The sequence below is a fragment of the Stenotrophomonas sp. YJH_SMC_79 genome (assembly GCF_059367995.1).
The window spans coordinates 255,239-275,033 of the sequence record NZ_JCAFRK010000002.1; the positions used below are offsets into that span (position 1 = coordinate 255,239).

A 19,795-nucleotide genomic window follows, 5' to 3' on the forward strand; every position below is an offset into this window, starting at 1 on the left:
CCGCCGCACCGCCGGCACCCGGCCCGCCCCAAGTACTCCGCCAGCCCATGAATACCGATTACCGCAAGAACCTCCCCGGCAGCGCGCTGGATTATTTCGACGCGCGTGCCGCTGTCGATGCGATCCAGCCCGGCGCCTACGCCACCCTGCCGTACACCTCGCGCGTGCTGGCCGAGAACCTGGTGCGTCGCTGCGATCCGGCCACGCTCGGCGATTCGCTGAAGCAGCTGATCGAGCGCCGTCGCGACCTCGATTTCCCGTGGTTCCCGGCGCGCGTGGTCTGCCACGACATCCTCGGCCAGACCGCGCTGGTCGACCTGGCCGGCCTGCGTGATGCGATCGCCGACAAGGGTGGCGACCCGGCCAAGGTCAACCCGGTTGTGCCGGTGCAGCTGATCGTCGATCACTCGCTGGCGGTGGAGTGCGGTGGTTTCGATCCGCAGGCGTTCGAGAAGAACCGCGCGATCGAAGATCGTCGCAATGAAGACCGTTTCCACTTCATCGACTGGACCAAGCAGGCATTCCAGAACGTGGACGTGATTCCGCCGGGCAACGGCATCATGCACCAGATCAATCTGGAGAAGATGTCGCCGGTGGTCTACGTACAGGACGGCGTCGCCTTCCCCGATACCTGCGTGGGCACCGACAGCCATACCCCGCACGTGGATGCGCTGGGCGTGATCGCGATTGGTGTTGGCGGCCTGGAGGCAGAGAACGTGATGCTCGGCCGTGCCTCGTGGATGCGCCTGCCCGACACCGTCGGCGTCGAACTGAGCGGCCGCCCGCAGCCGGGCATCACCGCCACCGACGTGGTGCTGGCCTTGACCGAGTTCCTGCGCAAGGAACGCGTGGTTGGTGCCTGGCTTGAATTCTTCGGCGAGGGTGCTGCGGCACTGACCATCGGTGACCGCGCCACCATCTCCAACATGTGCCCCGAATATGGCGCCACCGCCGCCATGTTCTACATCGACGCACAGACCACCGATTACCTGCGCCTGACCGGCCGCGAGGAATCGCAGGTGGCGCTGGTTGAGAACTACGCGCGCACCACCGGCCTGTGGGCCGATGACCTGGCCACCGCGCAGTACGAGCGCGTGCTGCGCTTCGACCTGTCCAGCGTGGTGCGCAACATGGCCGGCCCGTCCAACCCGCACAAGCGCGTGGCCACCGCCGAGCTGGCCGAGCGCGGCATCGCCGACGAAGCCAAGCTGGAAGCGGGCAAGGCCGAGCAGGCGCAGGGCCTGATGCCCGATGGCGCAGTGATCATTGCCGCCATCACCAGCTGCACCAATACCTCCAACCCGCGCAACGTGATTGCTGCCGCACTGCTGGCGCGCAACGCCAACGCGCGTGGCCTGCAGCGCAAGCCGTGGGTAAAGTCGTCGCTGGCGCCGGGCTCGAAGGCCGTGCAGCTGTACCTGGAAGAATCCGGCCTGCTGCCGGACCTGGAGCAGCTCGGCTTCGGCATCGTCGCCTTCGCCTGCACCACCTGCAACGGTATGAGTGGTGCGCTGGACCCGAAGATCCAGCAGGAAATCATCGACCGTGACCTGTATGCCACGGCCGTGCTGTCGGGCAACCGCAACTTCGATGGCCGCATCCATCCGTATGCGAAGCAGGCCTTCCTGGCCTCGCCGCCGCTGGTGATCGCCTACGCCATCGCCGGCACCGTCCGCTTCGATATCGAGAAGGACGTGCTGGGCGTGGATGCCGATGGCAACGAGGTGCGCCTGAAGGACATCTGGCCGAGCGACGCCGAGATCGACGCGGTGGTGAAAGCCTCGGTGAAGCCCGAGCAGTTCCGCAAGGTCTACAACCCGATGTTCAACGTGCGCGTGGAGCATGGCGCGGCAGTCAGCCCGCTGTACGACTGGCGCCCGCAGAGCACCTACATCCGCCGCCCGCCGTACTGGGAGGGTGCACTGGCCGGTGAGCGTACGCTGGCAGGGATGCGCGCGCTGGCGGTGCTGCCGGACAACATCACCACCGACCACCTGTCGCCGTCCAACGCGATCATGGCCTCCAGCGCCGCCGGCGAATACCTGGCGAAGATGGGTCTGCCGGAAGAGGACTTCAATTCCTACGCGACGCACCGCGGTGACCACCTGACCGCGCAGCGCGCCACGTTCGCCAACCCGAAGCTGTTCAACGAGATGGTGCGCAACGACGACGGCAGCGTGAAGCAGGGTTCGCTGGCGCGCGTGGAGCCGGAAGGCAAGGTGATGCGCATGTGGGAGGCGATCGAGACCTACATGGACCGCAAGCAGCCGCTGATCATCATCGCCGGTGCCGACTACGGCCAGGGCAGCTCGCGTGACTGGGCCGCCAAGGGCGTGCGCCTGGCCGGCGTGGAAGCGATTGTGGCCGAGGGCTTCGAACGCATCCACCGCACCAACCTGATCGGCATGGGCGTGCTGCCGCTGGAGTTCAAGCCCGGCACCACCCGCCTGACCCTGGGCATCGACGGCACCGAGACCTTTGACGTGATCGGCGAGCGCACCCCGCGTGCCGAGCTGACCCTGGTCATCCACCGCCGCGACGGCCAGGACGTGATCGTGCCGGTCACCTGTCGCCTGGACAGCGACGAGGAAGTGGCGATCTATGAGGCCGGCGGCGTGCTGCAGCGCTTCGCCCAGGACTTCCTGGAAGGGGCCAAGGTGGCGTGATGCCGGGCTTAATGCCTGCCCCCGGAGACCGGGGGTGGGCTTGTCCGACACCAGGGCAGGGCGCACACTGACTTGGCAAAAACTGCCAAAGGAGAGTTTCATGGCCACCATGAACATTTCGCTGACCGACCCGCTCAAGCAGTTCGTGGACGAGGAAGTGCGCGAAGGCGGCTACTCCAGCACGTCGGACTATGTGCGCGACCTGATCCGCCAGCGACAGCGCAGCAAGGCCGAAGAACTGCTCAAGCAGCTGATTGCCGAGGGGCTGGCTTCTGGTCCTTCGGCACCTCTGGCGCCGGATCACTTTGACAAGCTCCGTGAGCGTGCACGGAACCGCAAGTGAAACCTTCGCACTGGTCCCCTGCAGCGGTTCGAGATCTTGACCAGGCAGCAGCTTGGTATGCAGATCAGGGCGGAGAAGTGCTGGAAATCGGCTTCATCGATGCGGTGGAATCGGTCGTCAAGCTGATCGAGGCCCACCCAGGTGCTGGTTCCGCACTGCATGCGGATCTATTGCCCTCGCTGCCAACGCCATTGCGTTTTCATCCGGTTCGTCGCTTCGACGGCTACCTGGTCTACTACGTGGAGCTACCTGCGCACGTTTCCATCGTGCGCATCTGGAACGCTTCGCGGGGCATGGAAGCACTGTTCGAAGACGAGGAGCTCAACCCCGATATTGGTTCGTCGCATCCAGGATACTGATCCATGACCTTCCTCCCGCAACTCCGTATTCCCGCCACCTACATGCGCGGTGGCACCAGCAAGGGCGTGTTCTTCCGCCTGCAGGACCTGCCCGAAGCCGCGCAGGTGCCGGGTGCTGCACGCGATGCGCTGCTGATGCGCGTGATCGGCTCGCCCGATCCGTATGGCAAGCAGACCGATGGCATGGGCGGTGCAACGTCCAGCACCAGCAAGTGCGTGATCATCTCCACCGCTTCTGTGCCGGACCACGATGTGGACTACCTGTACGGTCAGGTCTCGATCGATACCGCATTCGTCGACTGGAGCGGCAACTGCGGCAATCTCAGCACTGCGGTGGGTCCGTTCGCGATCGCCAACGGGCTGATCGATCCCGCCCGCGTGCCACGCGATGGCCTGTGCACCGTGCGCATCTGGCAGGCCAATATCGGCAAGACCATCATCGCCCACGTGCCGATGCGCGATGGCGAAGTGCAGGAAATCGGCGATTTCGAATTGGACGGCGTGACCTTCCCGGCGGCCGAGATCCAGCTCGAATTCATCGATCCGTCCGATGACGGCGATGCGGGCGCGATGTTCCCCACCGGCAACCTGGTCGATACCCTGGATGTGCCGGGCGTGGGCAGCTTCGAGGTAACCATGATCACCGCCGGCATTCCGACCATCTTCCTCAACGCCGCCGACCTGGGCTACACCGGCACCGAGCTGCAGCCGGCGATCAACGAGGACAAGGGAGCACTGGAGCGCTTCGAGAAGATCCGCGCCTACGGCGCCTTGCGCATGGGGCTGATCAAGAGCCTGGAAGACGCGGCGACCCGCCAGCACACGCCGAAGGTGGCCTTCGTGGCACCGGCACAGGACTACGTGTCGTCCAGTGGCAAGGCGATTCCGGCGTCGGCCATCGACCTGCACGCGCGTGCGTTGTCGATGGGCAAACTGCACCACGCGATGATGGGTACCGCCGCCGTAGCGATCGGCACTGCAGCGGCGATTCCGGGCACCCTGGTCAATCGTGCGGCTGGTGGTGGCGAACGCGAAGCGGTGACCTTCGGTCATCCCTCCGGCACGCTGCGCGTCGGCGCACAGGCTGGCCTCGTTGACAGCCAGTGGACGGTGACCAAGGCCATCATGAGCCGCAGCGCCCGCGTATTGATGGAAGGCAAGGTGCGCGTGCCGGCCGAGTGATGCGTTGGTAAACGCCAACCAAGGTTGGCGACTACCGAACCGCGGAGACCGATTGCTTTGGTAGATGCCAACCTTGGTTGGCATGGTGCACGGGCAACCGTGTACCCCGACAAGGAGACCTGCGATGTCTGACAGCCACACCCCATCCAACGAGCATGCAGCGTGGGATGCGCTACTGGTGGATATCGTCGATTACGTGCGTGATGCCCGCATCGACTCGCCGCTGGCCTTCCAGACCGCACACCACTGCCTGCTCGACACGCTGGGCTGCGGACTGGAAGCACTGTCCTTCCCGGCCTGCAGCAAGCTGCTCGGTCCACTGGTGCCGGGCATCAGCGTGGTCAACGGCGCGCGTGTACCGGGTACGCACTACGTGCTGGACCCGGTGCAGGCGGCCTTCAACCTCGGCGCGATGGTGCGCTGGCTGGATTTCAACGACACCTGGCTGGCCGCCGAGTGGGGCCATCCTTCAGACAATCTTGGCGGCATCCTGGCCGTGTGCGATTGGCTGGGGCGCAACGCGCAGGCCCTGCGCCGCCCGCCGCCGACCCTGCACGACGTGCTGCTGGCGATGATCAAGGCGCACGAGATCCAGGGCGTGCTGGCGCTGCAGAATTCCTTCAACCGGGTCGGGCTGGACCATGTGGTGCTGGTCAAGGTCGCCACCACCGCGGTGGTCTCGCAGCTGCTCGGGCTGGACCGCGAGCGCATGCTCAATGCGCTGTCACTGGCCTGGGTCGACGGCCAGGCGTTGCGGACCTACCGGCACGCGCCCAACACCGGCTCGCGCAAGAGCTGGGCGGCGGGCGATGCAACCAGCCGCGGCGTGCGCCTGGCGCTGATGGCTGCCAGCGGCGAGATGGGCTACCCCAGCGTGCTCAGCGCACCCACCTGGGGTTTTGAAGCGGTGTCGATGCATGGCAAGGCACTGGCGCTGGAGCGACCGCTGGGCAGCTATGTGATGGAGAACGTGCTGTTCAAGATCAGCTACCCGGCCGAGTTCCACGGCCAGACCGCGGTGGAGGCGGCGATTGCGCTGCACCAGCAACTGCGCGCGATGGGGCGGCGGGTCGAGGACATCGCGCACATCGCCATCCGCACCCAGGAAGCCTGCATCCGCATCATCGACAAGCAGGGGCCGCTGCATAATCCGGCCGACCGCGACCACTGCGTGCAGTACATGGTCGCCATCGCCCTGCTGCACGGACGGCTGGTGGCCGAGGACTACGAGGATGACGTCGCCGCCGACCCGCGCATCGACGCGCTGCGCGCGAAGATGACCTGTCAAGAGGATCCGCAGCTCAGCGCCGATTACCTGGACCCGGACAAGCGCAGCATCGCCAACGGCCTGAGCGTGCGCTTCAGCGATGGAATGGAACTGCCGGAGGTGCTGGTGGAGTATCCGCTCGGCCACGCTCGCCGCCGCGAGGAAGGTATTCCCCTGCTGATGGACAAGTTCCGCCGGCACCTGGCCCACCGCTTCCCGACCGCCCAGCAGCAGCGCATCCTGGCCGCTTCGCTGGACCCGGTGGCGCTGGCGGCGATGCCGGTGACCGACTACGTGGACCTGTACCTGCCGGGGTAGCAACGCCTTGGTGGATCTGACGCCACGTCTGCTTGCCGGGCACGTGGCTCGGCTGCTTTGGTAGGTGCCAACCAGGGTTGGCGGCTGCCGGACTGCCGGACTGCCGGCCAGCGGCCGGCACTACCTGCAGCTGGGGCAATTGCCGAATTCGCGTCAACACCTTGACGCTGCCTGCCTATAATGGCCACCTCGATCAAGGAGTGACGACATGAGCGGTCCGGCACGGCGGAAGCGGTGGGGATGGGCGGCGGCGGTACTGGCAGGAGGCCTGTTGCTGGGCCTGGCCGGCTGCCGCAACGACAGCGGGCAGCTGCCCAAGGCCAGCGGTGAAGCCATCACCACCAAGGCCGAGCAGGTGAAGGAGTTCACCCTGCTGCGTGCCTACCCGGACCAGAAGAATGACGGCTTGTCGCTGGCGCTGGAGTTCTCGCGCCCGCTGGTCGGCACCCAGGACTTCGACAAGCTGGTGCGCTTCGAAGAGAAGGTCGGCACCGACGACAGCAGCTGGACGCTGTCCGATGACGGCCTGACCCTGCGCTACCCGTTCGTCGAGGCCGGCAAGGAATTCAGCCTGGTGGTCTCGCCCGACCTGCTGGCCGCTGACGGCAGCCGCCTGGGCAAGGAGCTGAAGCAGAAGGTGTTCAGCGGCGAGCTGAAGCCGGTAGTCGGTTTCGCGTCGCAGGGCAGCGTGCTGCCGGCCAAGGACAGCCGTGGCCTGCCGGTGGTGTCGGTGAACGTGCCGGAGGTCGATGTCGAGTTCCTGCGCGTGCGCGAGAAGGACCTGCCAACCTTCTTCAGCCAGTACCAGCGTGGCGGCCGCCGTGGCAGCTGGGAACTGAGCAGCGACTACGAGCGCAGCCCGATCAACAAGCTGGCCGAGCCGGTCTACGTCAACCGCTTCATCCTGGGCGGCAAGAAGAATGAGCGGGTGCTGACCTACCTGCCAACCCAGGACATCAAGGAGCTGCAGGAGCCGGGCCTGTACTTCGCCCTGCTCAAGCGCACCGGCGACTACGAAGGCGAATTCGATACCGCGTTCTTCTCGGTCAGCGACATCGGCCTGCATACCCGTGCCTACAAGGACAAGCTGTTCGTCCACACCGCCGGCCTGAAGGACGGTGCGCCACTGAAGGGCATCGACCTGCGCGTGCTCGATGCCAAGGGCGAGGTGGTGCTGAAGGGCGGCACCGACGGCAACGGCAATGCGCTGCTGAACTACACCCTGGATGCCACCCACGTGCTGGTCGCCAGCAGTGGCAAGGACACCAGCTTCCTGCCGTTCAACCAGCCGGCGCTGGACCTGAGCGAGTTCGCCGTGGCTGGCCGTGACAACGCCTGGTTCGATGTCTACGCCTGGTCCGGCCGCGACCTGTACCGCCCGGGCGAGACCGTGCGCCTGTCCGCGCTGCTGCGCGACAACGACGGCAAGCCGGTCAAGGCACAGCCGGTGTTCCTGCGCCTGAAGCAGCCCGACGGCAAGACCTTCCGCGAGACCCGCCTGCAGCCGGGTGACCAGGGCTACATCAATTTCGAGCAGGTCATTCCCGCCGAGGCGCCGACCGGGCGCTGGCAGGTCGAGTTCCGCACCGACCCGGCCAGCAAGGAAGCGATCCAGGGCATGACCCTGCGCATCGAGGAGTTCCTGCCCGAGCGCATGAAGCTGGACCTGGACAGCGCGCAGAAGACGCTGAAGCCTGGCGAGGACCTGCGCCTGCAGGCCAATGGTGCCTATCTGTACGGGGCACCGGCCGATGGCAACCGCTTCACCGCACGCATGGCGGTGGCCGCCGAACAGACGCCGGTGGAAGGCCTGCCGGGCTATTTCTTCGGTGACCCGACCCTGCAGCTGCCGCGCGAAGCCAAGGACGTGATCGACACCACGCTGCCGGGCAACGGCCAGCTGCGTGAGGATGTGGCGCTGCCGGAAGAGGCGGCCAAGGCAAAGGCACCGATTGCCGTGGTGCTGTCCGGCAGCCTGTATGAAACCGGCGGCCGCACGGTCACCCGTACCCTGAAGCGGGTGATGTGGCCGGCCAATGCGCTGGTCGGTGTGCGCCCGTTGTTCAACCCCGAGGATGGTGCTGACTCCAACGGCAACGCACGCTTCGAACTGATGCGCGTGGATGCCGCCGGCACGCCGCAGCCGGCCAAGGGCCTGAAGATCACCCTGGTGCGCGAACTGCGCGACTACCACTGGACCTTCAACGACAACCGCTGGGACTACGATTTCACCCGCCGTTTCGAGAACAAGGAAACCCGCACTGTCGACGCTGGCAGCAGCGCGGTCGCCTTCGATTTCCCGGTGGAGTGGGGCGAGTACCGGGTGGACGTGTTCGATCCGTCCACCGGCCTGACCAGCCGCTATCCGTTCCGCGCGGGCTGGAGCTGGGGTGACGACAACCGCGGCCTGGACGCACGCCCGGACAAGGTCAAGCTGGGCCTGGACAAGACCGGCTACAAGGCCGGTGACACGCTGGAGGTGACGGTGACCCCGCCGCATGCCGGCAAGGGCATCCTGATGGTCGAGACCGACCGCATGCTGTACGTGCAGGACATCGAGGCCAAGCCGGGTTCGACCTTCAAGATCCCGGTCACCGCCGACTGGGAGCGCCACGACGTCTACATCACCGCGCTGGTGTTCCGTGGCGGCAGTGCGCCGAGCAAGATCACCCCGGCCCGTGCCGTGGGCGTGGTGCACGTGCCGATGGACCGCAAGGGCCGCACCGTGGCCGTCGGCCTGGCAGCGCCCAAGCAGATGCGACCGGAGCAGGACCTTCCGGTGACGGTCAGCGCGCCGCAGCTGGCCGGCAAGATGGCGCACGTCACCGTCTCGGCGGTGGACGTGGGCATCCTCAACATCACTCGTTTCCCGGTGCCCGATGCCGGCGCGCACTTCTTCGCCCAGCGTCGCCTCGGCATCGATGCCTACGACATCTACAGCCGGGTGATCGAGAGCTTCGATGGCGGCGCCGGCAAGCTGAAGTTCGGTGGCGATATGGCGCTGCAGGCACTTCCGCAGGCCAAGCGCCCGACCGCACGCGTGCAGACCGTGGACCTGTTCTCCGGCCCGGTGCAGCTCGACGCCAAGGGCATCGCCCGCATCCGCTTGAAGGTGCCGGACTTCAACGGCACGCTGCGGGTGTCGGCACTGGTCTACAGCGATGACCAGTACGGCAAGCGTGACGTGGAAACCGTGGTGCGCGCGCCGATCCTGGCCGAAGCCAGCATGCCGCGTGTGCTCGCCCCGGGCGACCGCAGCACCGTGACCCTGGACGTGCAGAACTTCACCGGCAAGCCGGGCCAGTTCAACGTGAAGGTGGAAAGCGAAGGCCCGCTGACCCTGGGCGAGGGTAGTCGCAGCGTGCAGTTGAATGCCGATGCCAAGACCACGTTGAGCTTCCCGCTGTCCGCACGCGAAGGCCACAGCGTGGCCAAGGTGCGGGTGCGCGTGGACGGCAACGGCTTCAAGGCCGACCGCCGCTACGATCTGCCGGTGCGTGCGGCATGGCCGCAGGTGCTGCGTTCGCAGGTGCGCACGCTGGATCCGCTGGCTGCGGTCAGCCTCGACAACAGCCTGACCGAGGGCCTGATGTCCGAGTCGGTGAACGCGCGGCTGCTGGTCAGCCCGCTGCCGCCGATTCCGTTCGCCAGCGCACTGCAGGGCGCGCTGAACTATCCCTACGGCTGTGCCGAGCAGACCACCAGCAAGGGCTATGCCGCGCTGATCCTGGACCAGGCGACGTCGTCGATGCTCGGCGCCGATGGCCTGGACGCCAAGGCCCGCCGTGAACGCATGGAAGGTGCGTTCGGTCGCCTGGCGTCCATGCAGGTGGCCAATGGCAACTTCTCGATGTGGGGTGACGACGGCTACGTGAATCCGTGGCTGACGCCGTATGTCACCGAGTTCCTGCTCGATGCCAAGGACGCCGGCTTTGCGGTGCCCGACAACGTGCTGCAGAAGGCACTCAATCGCCTCAGCGAGGACCTGCTGTCCGGTGGCAACCAGTTCTACGGCCAGGATGACCGCGAGAAGCTGACGTTCTCCAACAAGGCGTATTCGGGCTATGTGCTGGCCCGGGTCAACCGCGCACCGCTGGGTACCCTGCGCGCGCTGTACGACAACGAGCGCAGCAAGGCAGTCGGCGGCCTGTCACTGGTCCACCTGGGCGTGGCGCTGTCGCTGCAGGGCGATGCCAAGCGTGGCCAGGCGGCACTGGCGGCGGCCTTCGCCAAGTCCAGCAGCGAACGTCCGTCGTACTTCGGCGACTACGGCAGCGCGATCCGCGATGACGCACTGATGATCGCGCTGACACACGAGAACAAGCTGGCCAAGCCGGCCTGGGACGCGCGTGCGGTCGATCTGGGCCGTGGCCTCGATGCGCGCCGCAGTGCCGGCTGGATGTGGTTGAGTACGCAGGAACAGGTAGCCATTGCCCGCCTCGGCAAGGCCCTGGCGGCCAACCAGAAGGCACTGGTGGCCGGTGAACTGGTGATCGGTGGCAACAGCGAGTCCGTCGGCGAGCGCAAGCTGTTCGGCCGCAACTTCACCGCCAGCGAACTGGCCAGCGGCGTGCGCTTCACCCCGCAGGGCCAGCCGCCGATGTTCGCCAGCATCGACGTGGCCGGCATCCCGCGCAGTGCACCGGCGCCGGACAACAGCGTGCTGGGCGTCGAACGCAGCTACTACGGTACCGATGGCAAGCCGTGGTCGCCGCGCCCGCTGAAGGAAGGTGAAGCCCTGATCGTGCGCGTCACTGTCACCGCCGACACCACCATGCCGGATGCACTGCTGACCGACCTGCTGCCGGCCGGCCTGGAGATCGAGAACTTCAACCTGGGTGACGCCAAGCAGTGGGCCGATGTGGTGGTCGATGGCATCACCATCAGCGACCGCGGTGAAGCGGCCGATACCAAGCACGAGGAGTTCCGCGACGACCGCTATGTGGCCGCGCTGAAGCTCTCGCGTGGCAGCAAGGCCAACGTGTTCTACCTGGTACGCGCGGTGACGCCGGGAACCTACTCGGTGCCGCCGCCGCTGGTGGAGGACATGTACCGGCCGCAGCTGCGTGGCGTCGGCCGCAGCAACCCGACCACGATCACGGTGGTGCAGCCGTGATCCCACGGATGGGCCGCGACGGCGCGGCCCGTCCTGCGGGCACTACGCAATGAAAGACGCAATGAAGACCCGGCTGGCGGCACTGCGCCGCCGGCTGCGGCCGCTGTGGCCGTGGTTGCGCTGGGGTACGGCCGCCACGCTGGCGCTGCTGCTGGTGCTGGATCTCGCCTTCCCGCCGCCGCTGCCGAAGCAGCGCGATACCAGCACGCTGGTGGTGTCGGCGGACGGCACACCGCTGCGTGCGTTCGCCGATGCCGAGGGCGTGTGGCGCTATCCGGCCTCGGTCGACAGCGTCTCGCCGCTGTACCTGCAGGCGCTGCTGACCTACGAGGACCGCTGGTTCTGGAGGCACCCGGGCATCAACCCGCTGGCGATCCTGCGCGCCAGCGGCCAGCTGCTGCGCGGCGGCCGCATCGTGTCCGGTGGCTCGACCCTGACCATGCAGGTCGCGCGCATCCTCGACCCGCACACACGCACCCCCTGGGGCAAGCTCAAGCAGATGCTGCGTGCGGTACAGCTGGAAGTGCACCTGAGCAAGCGGCAGATCCTGGCCCTGTACCTGGAGCGCGCGCCGTACGGCGGCACCATTGAAGGCGTGGAAGCCGCCAGCTGGGCCTATCTCGGCAAGCCGGCGGCGCAGCTGTCGCATGCCGAGGCCGCGCTGCTGGCGGTGCTGCCGCAGGCGCCGAGCCGGCTGCGTCCGGACCGCCATCCGGAAGCGGCACAGAGGGCGCGCGACAAGGTGCTGTCACGCATGGCCGAACTGGGTGCATGGACACCGGAAGAGGTGGAAGACGCGCGCATCGAGAACGTGGTGGCGCGCTCGCTGCGGCCGCCGCTGCATGCTGCATTGCTGGCGCAGCGCCTGCACTCGGCGCATCCGGGCCAGGCACGCATCCAGAGCAGCATCGACATCGGCCTGCAGCGTACGTTGGAAGAACGCGTGGCCAGCTATTTCTCGACGCTGCCCGAGCGCACTTCGGCGGCCCTGCTGGTGATCGACAACCAGACCCTTCAGGCGCGTGCCTACGTCGGTACGTTGTCCTTTGGCGACCGCCAGCGGCTTGGCCACGTGGACATGGTGCAGGCCTGGCGTTCGCCCGGCTCCACGCTCAAGCCGTTCCTGTATGCAATGGCGCTGGACGATGGCCTGATCCATTCGGAGAGCCTGCTGGTCGATGCGCCGCAGAGTTTCGGCAGCTATCGGCCGGGCAATTTTGATATGGCCTTCAATGGGCCGATCGGCGCCTCCAGCGCATTGCGGCTGTCACTCAACGTGCCCTCGGTGGACCTGCTGCAGCGGGTCGGGGCCGCCCGCTTCGCCGCGCGGCTGTCGCACGCAGGCATCCAGCTGCGCTTCCCGCCGGGCAGCACGCCCAACCTGTCGCTGATCCTGGGTGGCACCGGCGCGCGCCTGGAAGACCTGGTTGGCGCCTTCGCCGCACTCAACCGCAACGGCATCGCCGGGCGTGTGCGCTACACCGATGACGAGCCGATGATCGAGCGGCGCCTGGCTTCGCCGGGTGCCAGCTGGATCGTCCGCGAGATGCTGGAATCGAATCCACGCCCGGGGTACAGCATCGGCACCTTCGATGTCGGTGCCCGCCCGCGCGTTGCGTGGAAGACCGGCACCAGCTATGGCTACCGCGATGCGTGGGCGATCGGCAGTACCCGCCATTACACCGTGGGCGTGTGGGTGGGACGGCCCGACGGCACGCCGCTGCCGGGGCAGTATGGTGCGGTCACCGCGCTGCCGTTGATGTTCGAGGTGGTGGACAGCCTGCCGCGCCAGCGCGGAGACTCGGCCGCTGCGCCGATGCCGGCCAGCGTCAGCCAGGGAGACGTCTGCTGGCCAACCGGTGAGCGTGCCGAGGGTCTGCCTGCTTCGCTTTGCCAGCGGCGGATGCCGGCCTACCTGCTGGAGGGGGCGGCACCACCGACCTTCCCCGAGCGCGAGGCGCGGCGCTGGCAGCCGGGCCGGCAGCGCTACCTTGCCGATGCGCGTACCGGGCTGCGCGTGTCAGCCGATTGCCGCTTGCCGCATGAAGAAGTCGCGCGCGAGATCGCGCGCTGGCCAGCGTTGCTGTCGCCGTGGCTGTCCAAGGCCACGCGCGACGCCTCGCAGCTGCCGGCGCTGTCGCCGGACTGTCGTGATGATGGCCGTGAGGCCAGCGTCGCACTGCACATCGATGGGCTCAACGACGGCGCTGCACTGGCGCGGGCCCCCAATGCGGATCATGGCGTGCGCCTGCAGCTGCGCGCGCTGGGCAGCGAGCAGGGCGTGGACTGGTTGCTGGATGGCCGATGGATCGCGCAGACCCACGGTGCGCAGCTGATGCAGCGCGAGTTCGCCGAACCAGGCGCGCACACCCTGACCGCGTTGGCCGCTGATGGCGCGTGGACGCAGGTACGGTTCAACGTCCTGCGGTAGATGCCGACCTTGGTCGGCGCTCGGTTCAACGCCAACGACACCGCCGCGCTCTGGTAGGTGCCAACCTTGGTTGGCACGCGGCAAAGGCGCCCACCAAGGTGGGCATCTACCAGATCATTCGCCGATCCACCCGTCCAGCAGGTCGGCGAACTCGTCGGCGTGCTCTTCTTCCTGCGCCAGGATCTCTTCCAGGATGCGCTTGGTGGTGGTATCGCGGTCGCCGATGAAGTTGATCATCTCGCGGTAGCTGTCGATGGCGATGCGTTCGGCCACCAGGTTCTCGCGGACCATGTCGCGCAGGTCGCTTCCTTCCTTGTACTCGGCGTGCGAGCGCGTGGTCAGCGTGTCAGGGTTGAAGTCGGGCTCTCCGCCGAGCTGGACGATGCGCTCGGCCAGCTTGCCGGCGTGCGCCTGTTCCTGCTGTGCATGCTCGAGGAACTCGGCTTTCACCGCATCGGCCAGCATGCCCTTGGCCATGAAGTAATGCCGGTAGTAGCGCAGCACGCAGACGTACTCGGTGGCCAAGGCGTCGTTGAGCAGCTTGATCACTACCTTGCGGTCGGCGCTGTAGCTGTCGGTGATCGCGCCGTCCTCGATGTTGCGCCGGGCGCGATCACGCAGGGTCTTGCGGTCGCTGATGCCGGGAATCCTCGCGGCGGGCTTGCTGGCTTTGGCTGGCTTGCTGGACATGGCTGGCCGTTTCCTCTTGCGGTGGAGAATCAGGTGGGCAGGTGCTCCAGCACGTACTCGGCCGAAGACACTTCGAACTGGCCGGGCTGTTCGACCCACGCCGCGCGCACCACGCCATCGACCACGTACAGTGCGAAGCGGCGCGAGCGGATGCCCATGCCCGAGGCGCTGGCATCGAGCTCCAGGCCGAGCGCGCGGGTCAGTTCGGCATTGCCGTCGGACAGCATCAGCAGGCCGTCGGGCACATTCTGGTCGGCCGCCCATGCCTTCATCACGAACGGGTCGTTGACCGCCACGCAGTAGACGTCGATGCCGCGCTGGCGGAACGCCTGGAGCTTCTCGACGTAGCCGGGCAGGTGACGGGCCGAACAGGTCGGGGTGAACGCACCGGGCACGGCGAACAGGACCACCTTGCGCGCGTCGAACAGCGAATGCGTGTCAAGCGTTTCGATGCCCTCGCGGATGCGCTTGAGGGTCACTTCCGGAATACGGTCGCCAACGTGGATGGTCATGGGGAACTCCTTGCAGGGGCAGGCTATTGGGCCGGATGGGACAGGGGCGTCAAGACATTGGAAACCCGGTGTGCAGGCCCCATCTTCAGGCTTTGCGGCGAGGGCTTCCAGCCACAGCCTGGGGCAGGGCGATGGCAGCCGCATTGCGCAGGATCAGTCGGCCTCACCGGGGCCGCACGAGGGGCGGCGTAGCATCGCCGGCGCGTAGAATGAACCCGGGGCGGCGCCACCGGCGCGGCCGAAGCGAATCGAGGTAGCTGGATGGAATTCAAGGATTACTACGCCACCCTGGGGGTGGAACCGAGCGCGGGCGAGGCGGAGATCAAGACCGCCTACCGCCGGCTGGCACGCAAGTACCACCCGGACGTCAGCAAGGAGGCCGGGGCCGAAGACAAGTTCAAGGCGGTCAACGAGGCCTACGAGGCGCTGCGCGATCCTGAAAAGCGCGCGGCCTACGACCAGCTGCGCGCGCAGGGCTATCGCCCGGGCGAGGAGTTCAACGTGCCGCCGAACTACGGCGGCGCCGGTGGTTTCAATTTCGAGGAAGTGTTCGGTGGTGGCGGCCCCAACGGCGGCTTCAGCGACTTCTTCGAAAGCCTGTTCGCGCGCCAGCGCGGCGGCGGAGCCGGTCCGGGCCCGGGTTTCAGCAGCCAGGGCCATGCGCCCAACCGCGACACCCGCGCCAAGCTGTCGGTGCCACTGGAAGCGGCCTACAGCGGCGACAGCCTGCGCATCACCGTCAACGGCAAGCAGCTGGACGTGCGCGTGCCCAAGGGCATCCGTCCGGGCCAGGTGATCCGTCTGGCCGGTCAGGGCAACCATGGCGGCAACCTGCTGCTGGAAGTGGAATACGCCGCACACCCGCAGTTCGAGGTTGACGGCCGCAACATCCTCTATACGCTGCCGGTCACGCCGTGGCAGGCCGCGCTGGGCACCAGTATCAGCGTGCCGACCCTGGGCGGCGCGGTGGAACTGAAGATCCCGGCCGATTCCGATGCCGGGCGCAAGCTGCGCCTGCGCGGGCGTGGCCTGCCGGCCAATCCGGACGGCGACCAGATCGTCGAGATCGAGATCGTGGCCCCGGCCGCGACCGACGAGGCGCAGAAGAAGGCGTACCGGAACCTGGCCAAGGCCTTCGGCGAGTCAATCTGAGCACGCCTTGCGGTAGTGCCGGCCGCTGGCCGGCAATTTCATTGCCCTGGACGGTGATGCGTGGTGGCCGGCCAGCGGCCGGCACTACCGCGCGCGTCTCAGCCCTGGCCGGCGAACACGCGTTCCAGGACCTCGGACAGTTCGTCTTCCGAGAACGGCTTGGTGATGTAGGCCTTGGCGCCCTGGCGCATGCCCCACATGCGGTCGGTGTCCTGGTCCTTGGTGGTCACCAGGATCACCGGGATATGCCGGGTTGCCTCGTCGCGGGCAAGGGTGCGGGTGGCCTGGAAACCGTTGAGGTTGGGCATCACCACGTCCATCAGGACCAGGTCGGGCAGCTCGGCCTTGGCGGTTTCGACCCCGGCGGCGCCATCGGTGGCGGTCAGGATCTGGTGCCCGAGCTTCTCGACGATGCGCTGTATCCCCAACAGCTGCGACGGTGAGTCGTCGACGATCAGAATGCGTGCCATGTTGTTCCCCATGTAATGCCCGCAGTGTAGTGCGGGCACATTACTGGCGGGAGGGCCGCGTCTGCCGTCCGTCGCCTGCCTGCGACGTTCAGTCGATCCGCACCACGGTGCGGCCCAGCGAACCACCGGCCAGCATCCGCTCGAACACGGCGGGAAGACCATCGAGGCCGACTTCGGCGGTGCAGATGCGGTCCAGCTGCTGCGGCTTCCAGTCGCTGCCCAGTCGCGACCACACTTCTTCGCGCAGCCCGCGCGGTGCATTGGCCGAAGACACGCCGAGCAGCGAGACGCCGCGCAGGATGAACGGCATCACCGTCATGTCCAGCGTCGGGCTGGCCGCCAGACCGGCACTGACCACGCTGCCGTAGGGCACGGTCTGCGCCAGCAGGCTGGCCAGCATGTCGCCTCCGGCATTGTCGAGGCCACCGCCGAAGCGGGCTGACTGCAGGGGGCCGGTATCGGCCAGTGCGTCGCGTGGCAGTACCTCGGTGGCGCCGATGCTGCGCAGGAAATCGGCCTGGTCCGGCTTGCCGCTGACCGCGTGCACGCTGTAGCCGGCACGGCTGAAGATCGACAGCGCCAACGCACCGACGCCGCCGCTCGCGCCTGTGACCGCCAGCGGGCCGAGTTCCGGGGTCTGCCGGTTGTCCTGCATGCGCAGCAGGGCCAGCGCCGCAGTGAAGCCGGCGGTGCCCAGCACCATTGCCTCGCGCGGGGTCAGCCCGGCCGGCTGGGCGATCACCGCGCGCGATTCCAGCCGCACGTACTGGCTGTAGCCGCCATCACGGGTCTCGCTGAGGCCGCAGCCGGTGGCCAGCACCGCGTCGCCTTCACGCCAGTCCGGGTCGGTGCTGGCGACCACGGTACCGGCGACGTCGACGCCGCCCACCAGCGGGAAACGGCGCAGGATCTTCCCCTTGCCGGTGCCGGCCAGGGCATCCTTGTAGTTGACCGAGGACCAGTGGGCGCGGATCAGCACCTGGCCGGGGTTGAGGTCGTCGACACCCAGCTGGGCCAGGCCGCTGCGGTAGCCGGCGTCGTCGTTTTCGATGCGGAAGGCGGTGAACGGGGTGGTGGGGGCCATCGGCGTTGCCTGACTTCGAGGAAAACGCCACCTTACCCCGTTGCCCCCCTTTCGATCCTGCCGATCCGCCCCATCTTGTATGATCGGTGATGGTTTCACGGCTGGCGCCGCGGGAAGGGCCCGCGCCGCAGCCCAAATCTTGATGGAGCGTGCATGGCCTGGAATACACCCGGCGGCAACAAGGGCGGACAAGGCCCCGAGGACAATCGACGCGGGCCCTTCGGGTCGCGCGGCGGTGGCAATGGTGGTGGCTGGGGCGGATTGCCCGGGCCACTGAAGGACCTGTTCGACGGCGGCATCGTGCGTTGGGTGGTGGCGGCCGTGGTGCTGCTGGTGCTGTTCTCCAGCTTCCAGCTGATCGGCGAACAGCAGCGTGGCGTGGTGCTGCGCTTCGGCCAGTTCTCGCGCATCCTGCAACCCGGCCCGAACTTCAAGCTGCCGTGGCCGATTGAGTCTGTCACCAAGGTCAACGCCACCGAGATCAAGACCTTCTCGATCCAGGTGCCGGTGCTGACCCGCGACGAGAACATCGTCAACGTCTCGCTGAACGTCCAGTACCGCATCGACGACCCGCAGCAGTACCTGTTCGGCACCGTTGATGCCAACCAGGTGCTGGAGCAGTCGGCGCAGAGCGCGGTGCGCGAGGAAGTCGGCCGTGCCGACCTCAACGCGGTACTGAACAATCGTGGCCCGCTGGCCGTGGCTGCCGAAGAGCGCCTGCAGGCGCTGCTGAAGGCGTTCAAGACCGGCCTGACCGTGACCGGCCTGACCCTGCAGGACGCCCGTCCGCCGGAAGAGGTGAAGCCGGCCTTCGACGAGGTCAACGGTGCCCAGCAGGTCAAGGAACGCCTGATCAACGAAGCCCAGGCCTACGCCGCCAAGGTCGTGCCGGAAGCCCGAGGCCAGGCCTCGCGCGCCCGTACCACCGCCGAAGGCTACAAGCAGGCCGTGGTGTCCAAGGCCGAGGGTGATGCGCAGCGCTTCAGCCTGTTGCAGGCCCAGTACAAGGACGCCCCGGAAGTGACCCGCAAGCGCCTGTGGCTGGAGACCGTGCAGCAGGTGCTGAGCGAGAACCGCAAGGTGATCGGTGGCGATGGCCGTCAGCTGATCTACGTGCCGATGACCGGCGATACCCGTCCCAGCACGTCGGCTCCGGCCGCAGTGGCCAACCCGGACGTGGTGATGCCGTCGCTGCCGGGTGCAGCGGCGGAAGCTTCCCGTGATCCGGGCCGGCCGGTGGGCCGCCCGACCGGGCGACCGAGTGGCCGTGAGGAGGGCAGCCGATGAAGAGTCCAATCTGGATCGCCGTGATCGTGGCGGTGGTGCTGGGCCTGCTCGGCTCGGTGTACGTGGTCCGTGAGGACCAGACCGCCATGGTGCTGAACCTGGGCAAGGTGGTGCGTTCGGACATCAAGCCGGGCCTGCATTTCAAGGTACCGGTGGTGGAAACGGTGAAGGTCTTCGACCGCCGCTTCCAGGTGCTCGACACTGCCCCGGCGCGTTACTTCACCGCCGAGCAGAAGGACGTCAGCGTCGACTTCTTCGCCATCGGTTACATCTCCAACGTGGGTGACTACTTCCGTGCCACCGGCGGCGATCCGCGCATCGCCAACGCCCGCCTGGCGCCGATCATCACCGACTCGCTGCGCAACCAGATCAACTCGCGCACCCTGCAGCAGCTGGTTTCCGGCGACCGCAGCGAGCTGATCGCCGAGCAGCTGAAGGGGATCAATGAAGCCGTGGCCGGCCTGGGCATGCAGATGATCGACCTGCGCATCAAGCAGGTGGACCTGCCGACCGACAGCCAGGTGATCAATGACGTGTACGAGCGCATGCGCGCCCAGCGCAAGCAGGAAGCCGCCAAGCTGCGTGCGGAGGGCGAGGAGCAGTCGCTGACCATCCGTGCCCAGGCCGACCGTGACAGCACCGTGCTGATCGCCGAAGCCGAGCGTGATGCCCAGCGCCTGCGCGGTGAAGGCGATGCCGATGCAGCCCGCATCTACGGCAAGGCCGGCTCGGCCGACCCGTCGTTCTATGCGTTCTACCGCAGCCTGGAGGCCTACCGTGGCTCCATGACCGACGGTAACGGCGTAATCGTGCTGGACAAGAACGACCCGTTCCTGCAGTACCTGAAGAACGACCGCTGAGGTCGCAGAGCATTACCCCACGGGGCCCGGCTGAATGCCGGGCCCCGTGCTTTTTCCG

General features: G+C 67.1%; 14 protein-coding genes. 10 read left to right on the forward strand and 4 right to left on the reverse strand.

Annotation, left to right across the window (positions count from 1 at the left end; all coding sequences use genetic code 11):
- Nucleotides 1-47 precede the first annotated feature (47 nt).
- The 7 genes from acnD (at nucleotide 48) to pbpC (ending at nucleotide 13,682) form a co-directional block, all read left to right on the forward strand.
- Nucleotides 48-2,666, forward strand: a complete 2,619-nt coding sequence (gene acnD / locus AC5P57_RS07985) for a Fe/S-dependent 2-methylisocitrate dehydratase AcnD (protein WP_099555323.1) — start codon at nucleotides 48-50, stop codon at nucleotides 2,664-2,666.
- A gap of 100 nt (nucleotides 2,667-2,766) precedes the next feature.
- A complete protein-coding gene (locus AC5P57_RS07990) occupies nucleotides 2,767-3,009 on the forward strand; it encodes a type II toxin-antitoxin system ParD family antitoxin (protein WP_005410653.1) in 243 nt (80 codons plus the stop codon).
- On the forward strand, nucleotides 3,006-3,368 hold the full coding sequence (locus tag AC5P57_RS07995; RefSeq protein WP_099555325.1) for a type II toxin-antitoxin system RelE/ParE family toxin: 363 nt from the start codon (nucleotides 3,006-3,008) through the stop codon (nucleotides 3,366-3,368). Before AC5P57_RS07990 ends, AC5P57_RS07995 begins: the two co-directional genes overlap by 4 nt.
- A gap of 3 nt (nucleotides 3,369-3,371) precedes the next feature.
- Entirely contained in the window at nucleotides 3,372-4,550 is a 1,179-nt protein-coding gene (gene prpF / locus AC5P57_RS08000) for a 2-methylaconitate cis-trans isomerase PrpF (protein ID WP_099555327.1), read from the forward strand.
- A gap of 124 nt (nucleotides 4,551-4,674) precedes the next feature.
- Nucleotides 4,675-6,135, forward strand: coding sequence for a bifunctional 2-methylcitrate dehydratase/aconitate hydratase (locus AC5P57_RS08005; RefSeq protein WP_262234702.1), 1,461 nt, complete (start codon nucleotides 4,675-4,677; stop codon nucleotides 6,133-6,135).
- Nucleotides 6,136-6,343: 208 nt separating this feature from the next.
- On the forward strand, nucleotides 6,344-11,251 hold the full coding sequence (locus AC5P57_RS08010) for an alpha-2-macroglobulin family protein (protein ID WP_495219526.1): 4,908 nt from the start codon (nucleotides 6,344-6,346) through the stop codon (nucleotides 11,249-11,251).
- Nucleotides 11,252-11,300: 49 nt separating this feature from the next.
- Nucleotides 11,301-13,682: a penicillin-binding protein 1C gene (gene pbpC, locus AC5P57_RS08015; RefSeq protein ID WP_099555334.1), complete on the forward strand. Its 2,382-nt coding sequence runs from the start codon at nucleotides 11,301-11,303 to the stop codon at nucleotides 13,680-13,682.
- A gap of 114 nt (nucleotides 13,683-13,796) precedes the next feature.
- Here pbpC and AC5P57_RS08020 read toward each other — a convergent pair whose 3' ends face one another.
- Nucleotides 13,797-14,372 carry a ferritin-like domain-containing protein gene (locus AC5P57_RS08020; RefSeq protein WP_099555336.1) on the reverse strand — a complete coding sequence of 192 codons (576 nt, stop codon included), beginning with the start codon at nucleotides 14,370-14,372 and terminating at the stop codon, nucleotides 13,797-13,799.
- Nucleotides 14,373-14,401: 29 nt separating this feature from the next.
- The gene (locus tag AC5P57_RS08025) at nucleotides 14,402-14,884 is read right to left on the reverse strand and encodes a peroxiredoxin (RefSeq protein ID WP_495219527.1); all 483 of its coding nucleotides are present in this window, start codon (nucleotides 14,882-14,884) and stop codon (nucleotides 14,402-14,404) included.
- A 261-nt stretch (nucleotides 14,885-15,145) separates the two neighbouring features.
- On the opposite strand from AC5P57_RS08025, the gene AC5P57_RS08030 reads away from it, so the two are divergent.
- Nucleotides 15,146-16,036 carry a DnaJ C-terminal domain-containing protein gene (locus AC5P57_RS08030; RefSeq protein ID WP_495219528.1) on the forward strand — a complete coding sequence of 297 codons (891 nt, stop codon included), beginning with the start codon at nucleotides 15,146-15,148 and terminating at the stop codon, nucleotides 16,034-16,036.
- 98 nt (nucleotides 16,037-16,134) lie between these two features.
- On the opposite strand, the gene pilH is transcribed toward AC5P57_RS08030, so the two are convergent.
- Both pilH and AC5P57_RS08040 read right to left on the reverse strand, forming a co-directional pair.
- A complete protein-coding gene (gene pilH, locus AC5P57_RS08035; protein ID WP_005410644.1) occupies nucleotides 16,135-16,506 on the reverse strand; it encodes a twitching motility response regulator PilH in 372 nt (123 codons plus the stop codon).
- Nucleotides 16,507-16,594: 88 nt separating this feature from the next.
- Entirely contained in the window at nucleotides 16,595-17,590 is a 996-nt protein-coding gene (locus AC5P57_RS08040) for a YhdH/YhfP family quinone oxidoreductase (protein WP_262234704.1), read from the reverse strand.
- Nucleotides 17,591-17,743: 153 nt separating this feature from the next.
- Between AC5P57_RS08040 and hflK the strand changes: the two genes are divergently transcribed.
- Both hflK and hflC read left to right on the forward strand, forming a co-directional pair.
- Nucleotides 17,744-18,877: an FtsH protease activity modulator HflK gene (gene hflK, locus AC5P57_RS08045; protein WP_005410642.1), complete on the forward strand. Its 1,134-nt coding sequence runs from the start codon at nucleotides 17,744-17,746 to the stop codon at nucleotides 18,875-18,877.
- Nucleotides 18,874-19,737 carry a protease modulator HflC gene (hflC, locus tag AC5P57_RS08050; protein WP_010482785.1) on the forward strand — a complete coding sequence of 288 codons (864 nt, stop codon included), beginning with the start codon at nucleotides 18,874-18,876 and terminating at the stop codon, nucleotides 19,735-19,737. Before hflK ends, hflC begins: the two co-directional genes overlap by 4 nt.
- The last annotated feature ends 58 nt before the right edge of the window (nucleotides 19,738-19,795 follow it).

Bases quoted from the DNA above. Each gene is read 5' to 3' on its own strand.
- acnD (WP_099555323.1), top strand. From the start codon at position 48: ATGAATACCGATTACCGCAAGAACCTCCCCGGCAGCGCGCTGGATTAT.
- AC5P57_RS07990 (WP_005410653.1), top strand. From the start codon at position 2,767: ATGGCCACCATGAACATTTCGCTGACCGACCCGCTCAAGCAGTTCGTG.
- prpF (WP_099555327.1), top strand. From the start codon at position 3,372: ATGACCTTCCTCCCGCAACTCCGTATTCCCGCCACCTACATGCGCGGT.
- AC5P57_RS08005 (WP_262234702.1), top strand. From the start codon at position 4,675: ATGTCTGACAGCCACACCCCATCCAACGAGCATGCAGCGTGGGATGCG.
- AC5P57_RS08010 (WP_495219526.1), top strand. From the start codon at position 6,344: ATGAGCGGTCCGGCACGGCGGAAGCGGTGGGGATGGGCGGCGGCGGTA.
- pbpC (WP_099555334.1), top strand. From the start codon at position 11,301: ATGAAAGACGCAATGAAGACCCGGCTGGCGGCACTGCGCCGCCGGCTG.
- AC5P57_RS08020 (WP_099555336.1), bottom strand. From the start codon at position 14,372: ATGTCCAGCAAGCCAGCCAAAGCCAGCAAGCCCGCCGCGAGGATTCCC.
- AC5P57_RS08025 (WP_495219527.1), bottom strand. From the start codon at position 14,884: ATGACCATCCACGTTGGCGACCGTATTCCGGAAGTGACCCTCAAGCGC.
- AC5P57_RS08030 (WP_495219528.1), top strand. From the start codon at position 15,146: ATGGAATTCAAGGATTACTACGCCACCCTGGGGGTGGAACCGAGCGCG.
- pilH (WP_005410644.1), bottom strand. From the start codon at position 16,506: ATGGCACGCATTCTGATCGTCGACGACTCACCGTCGCAGCTGTTGGGG.
- AC5P57_RS08040 (WP_262234704.1), bottom strand. From the start codon at position 17,590: ATGGCCCCCACCACCCCGTTCACCGCCTTCCGCATCGAAAACGACGAC.
- hflK (WP_005410642.1), top strand. From the start codon at position 17,744: ATGGCCTGGAATACACCCGGCGGCAACAAGGGCGGACAAGGCCCCGAG.
- hflC (WP_010482785.1), top strand. From the start codon at position 18,874: ATGAAGAGTCCAATCTGGATCGCCGTGATCGTGGCGGTGGTGCTGGGC.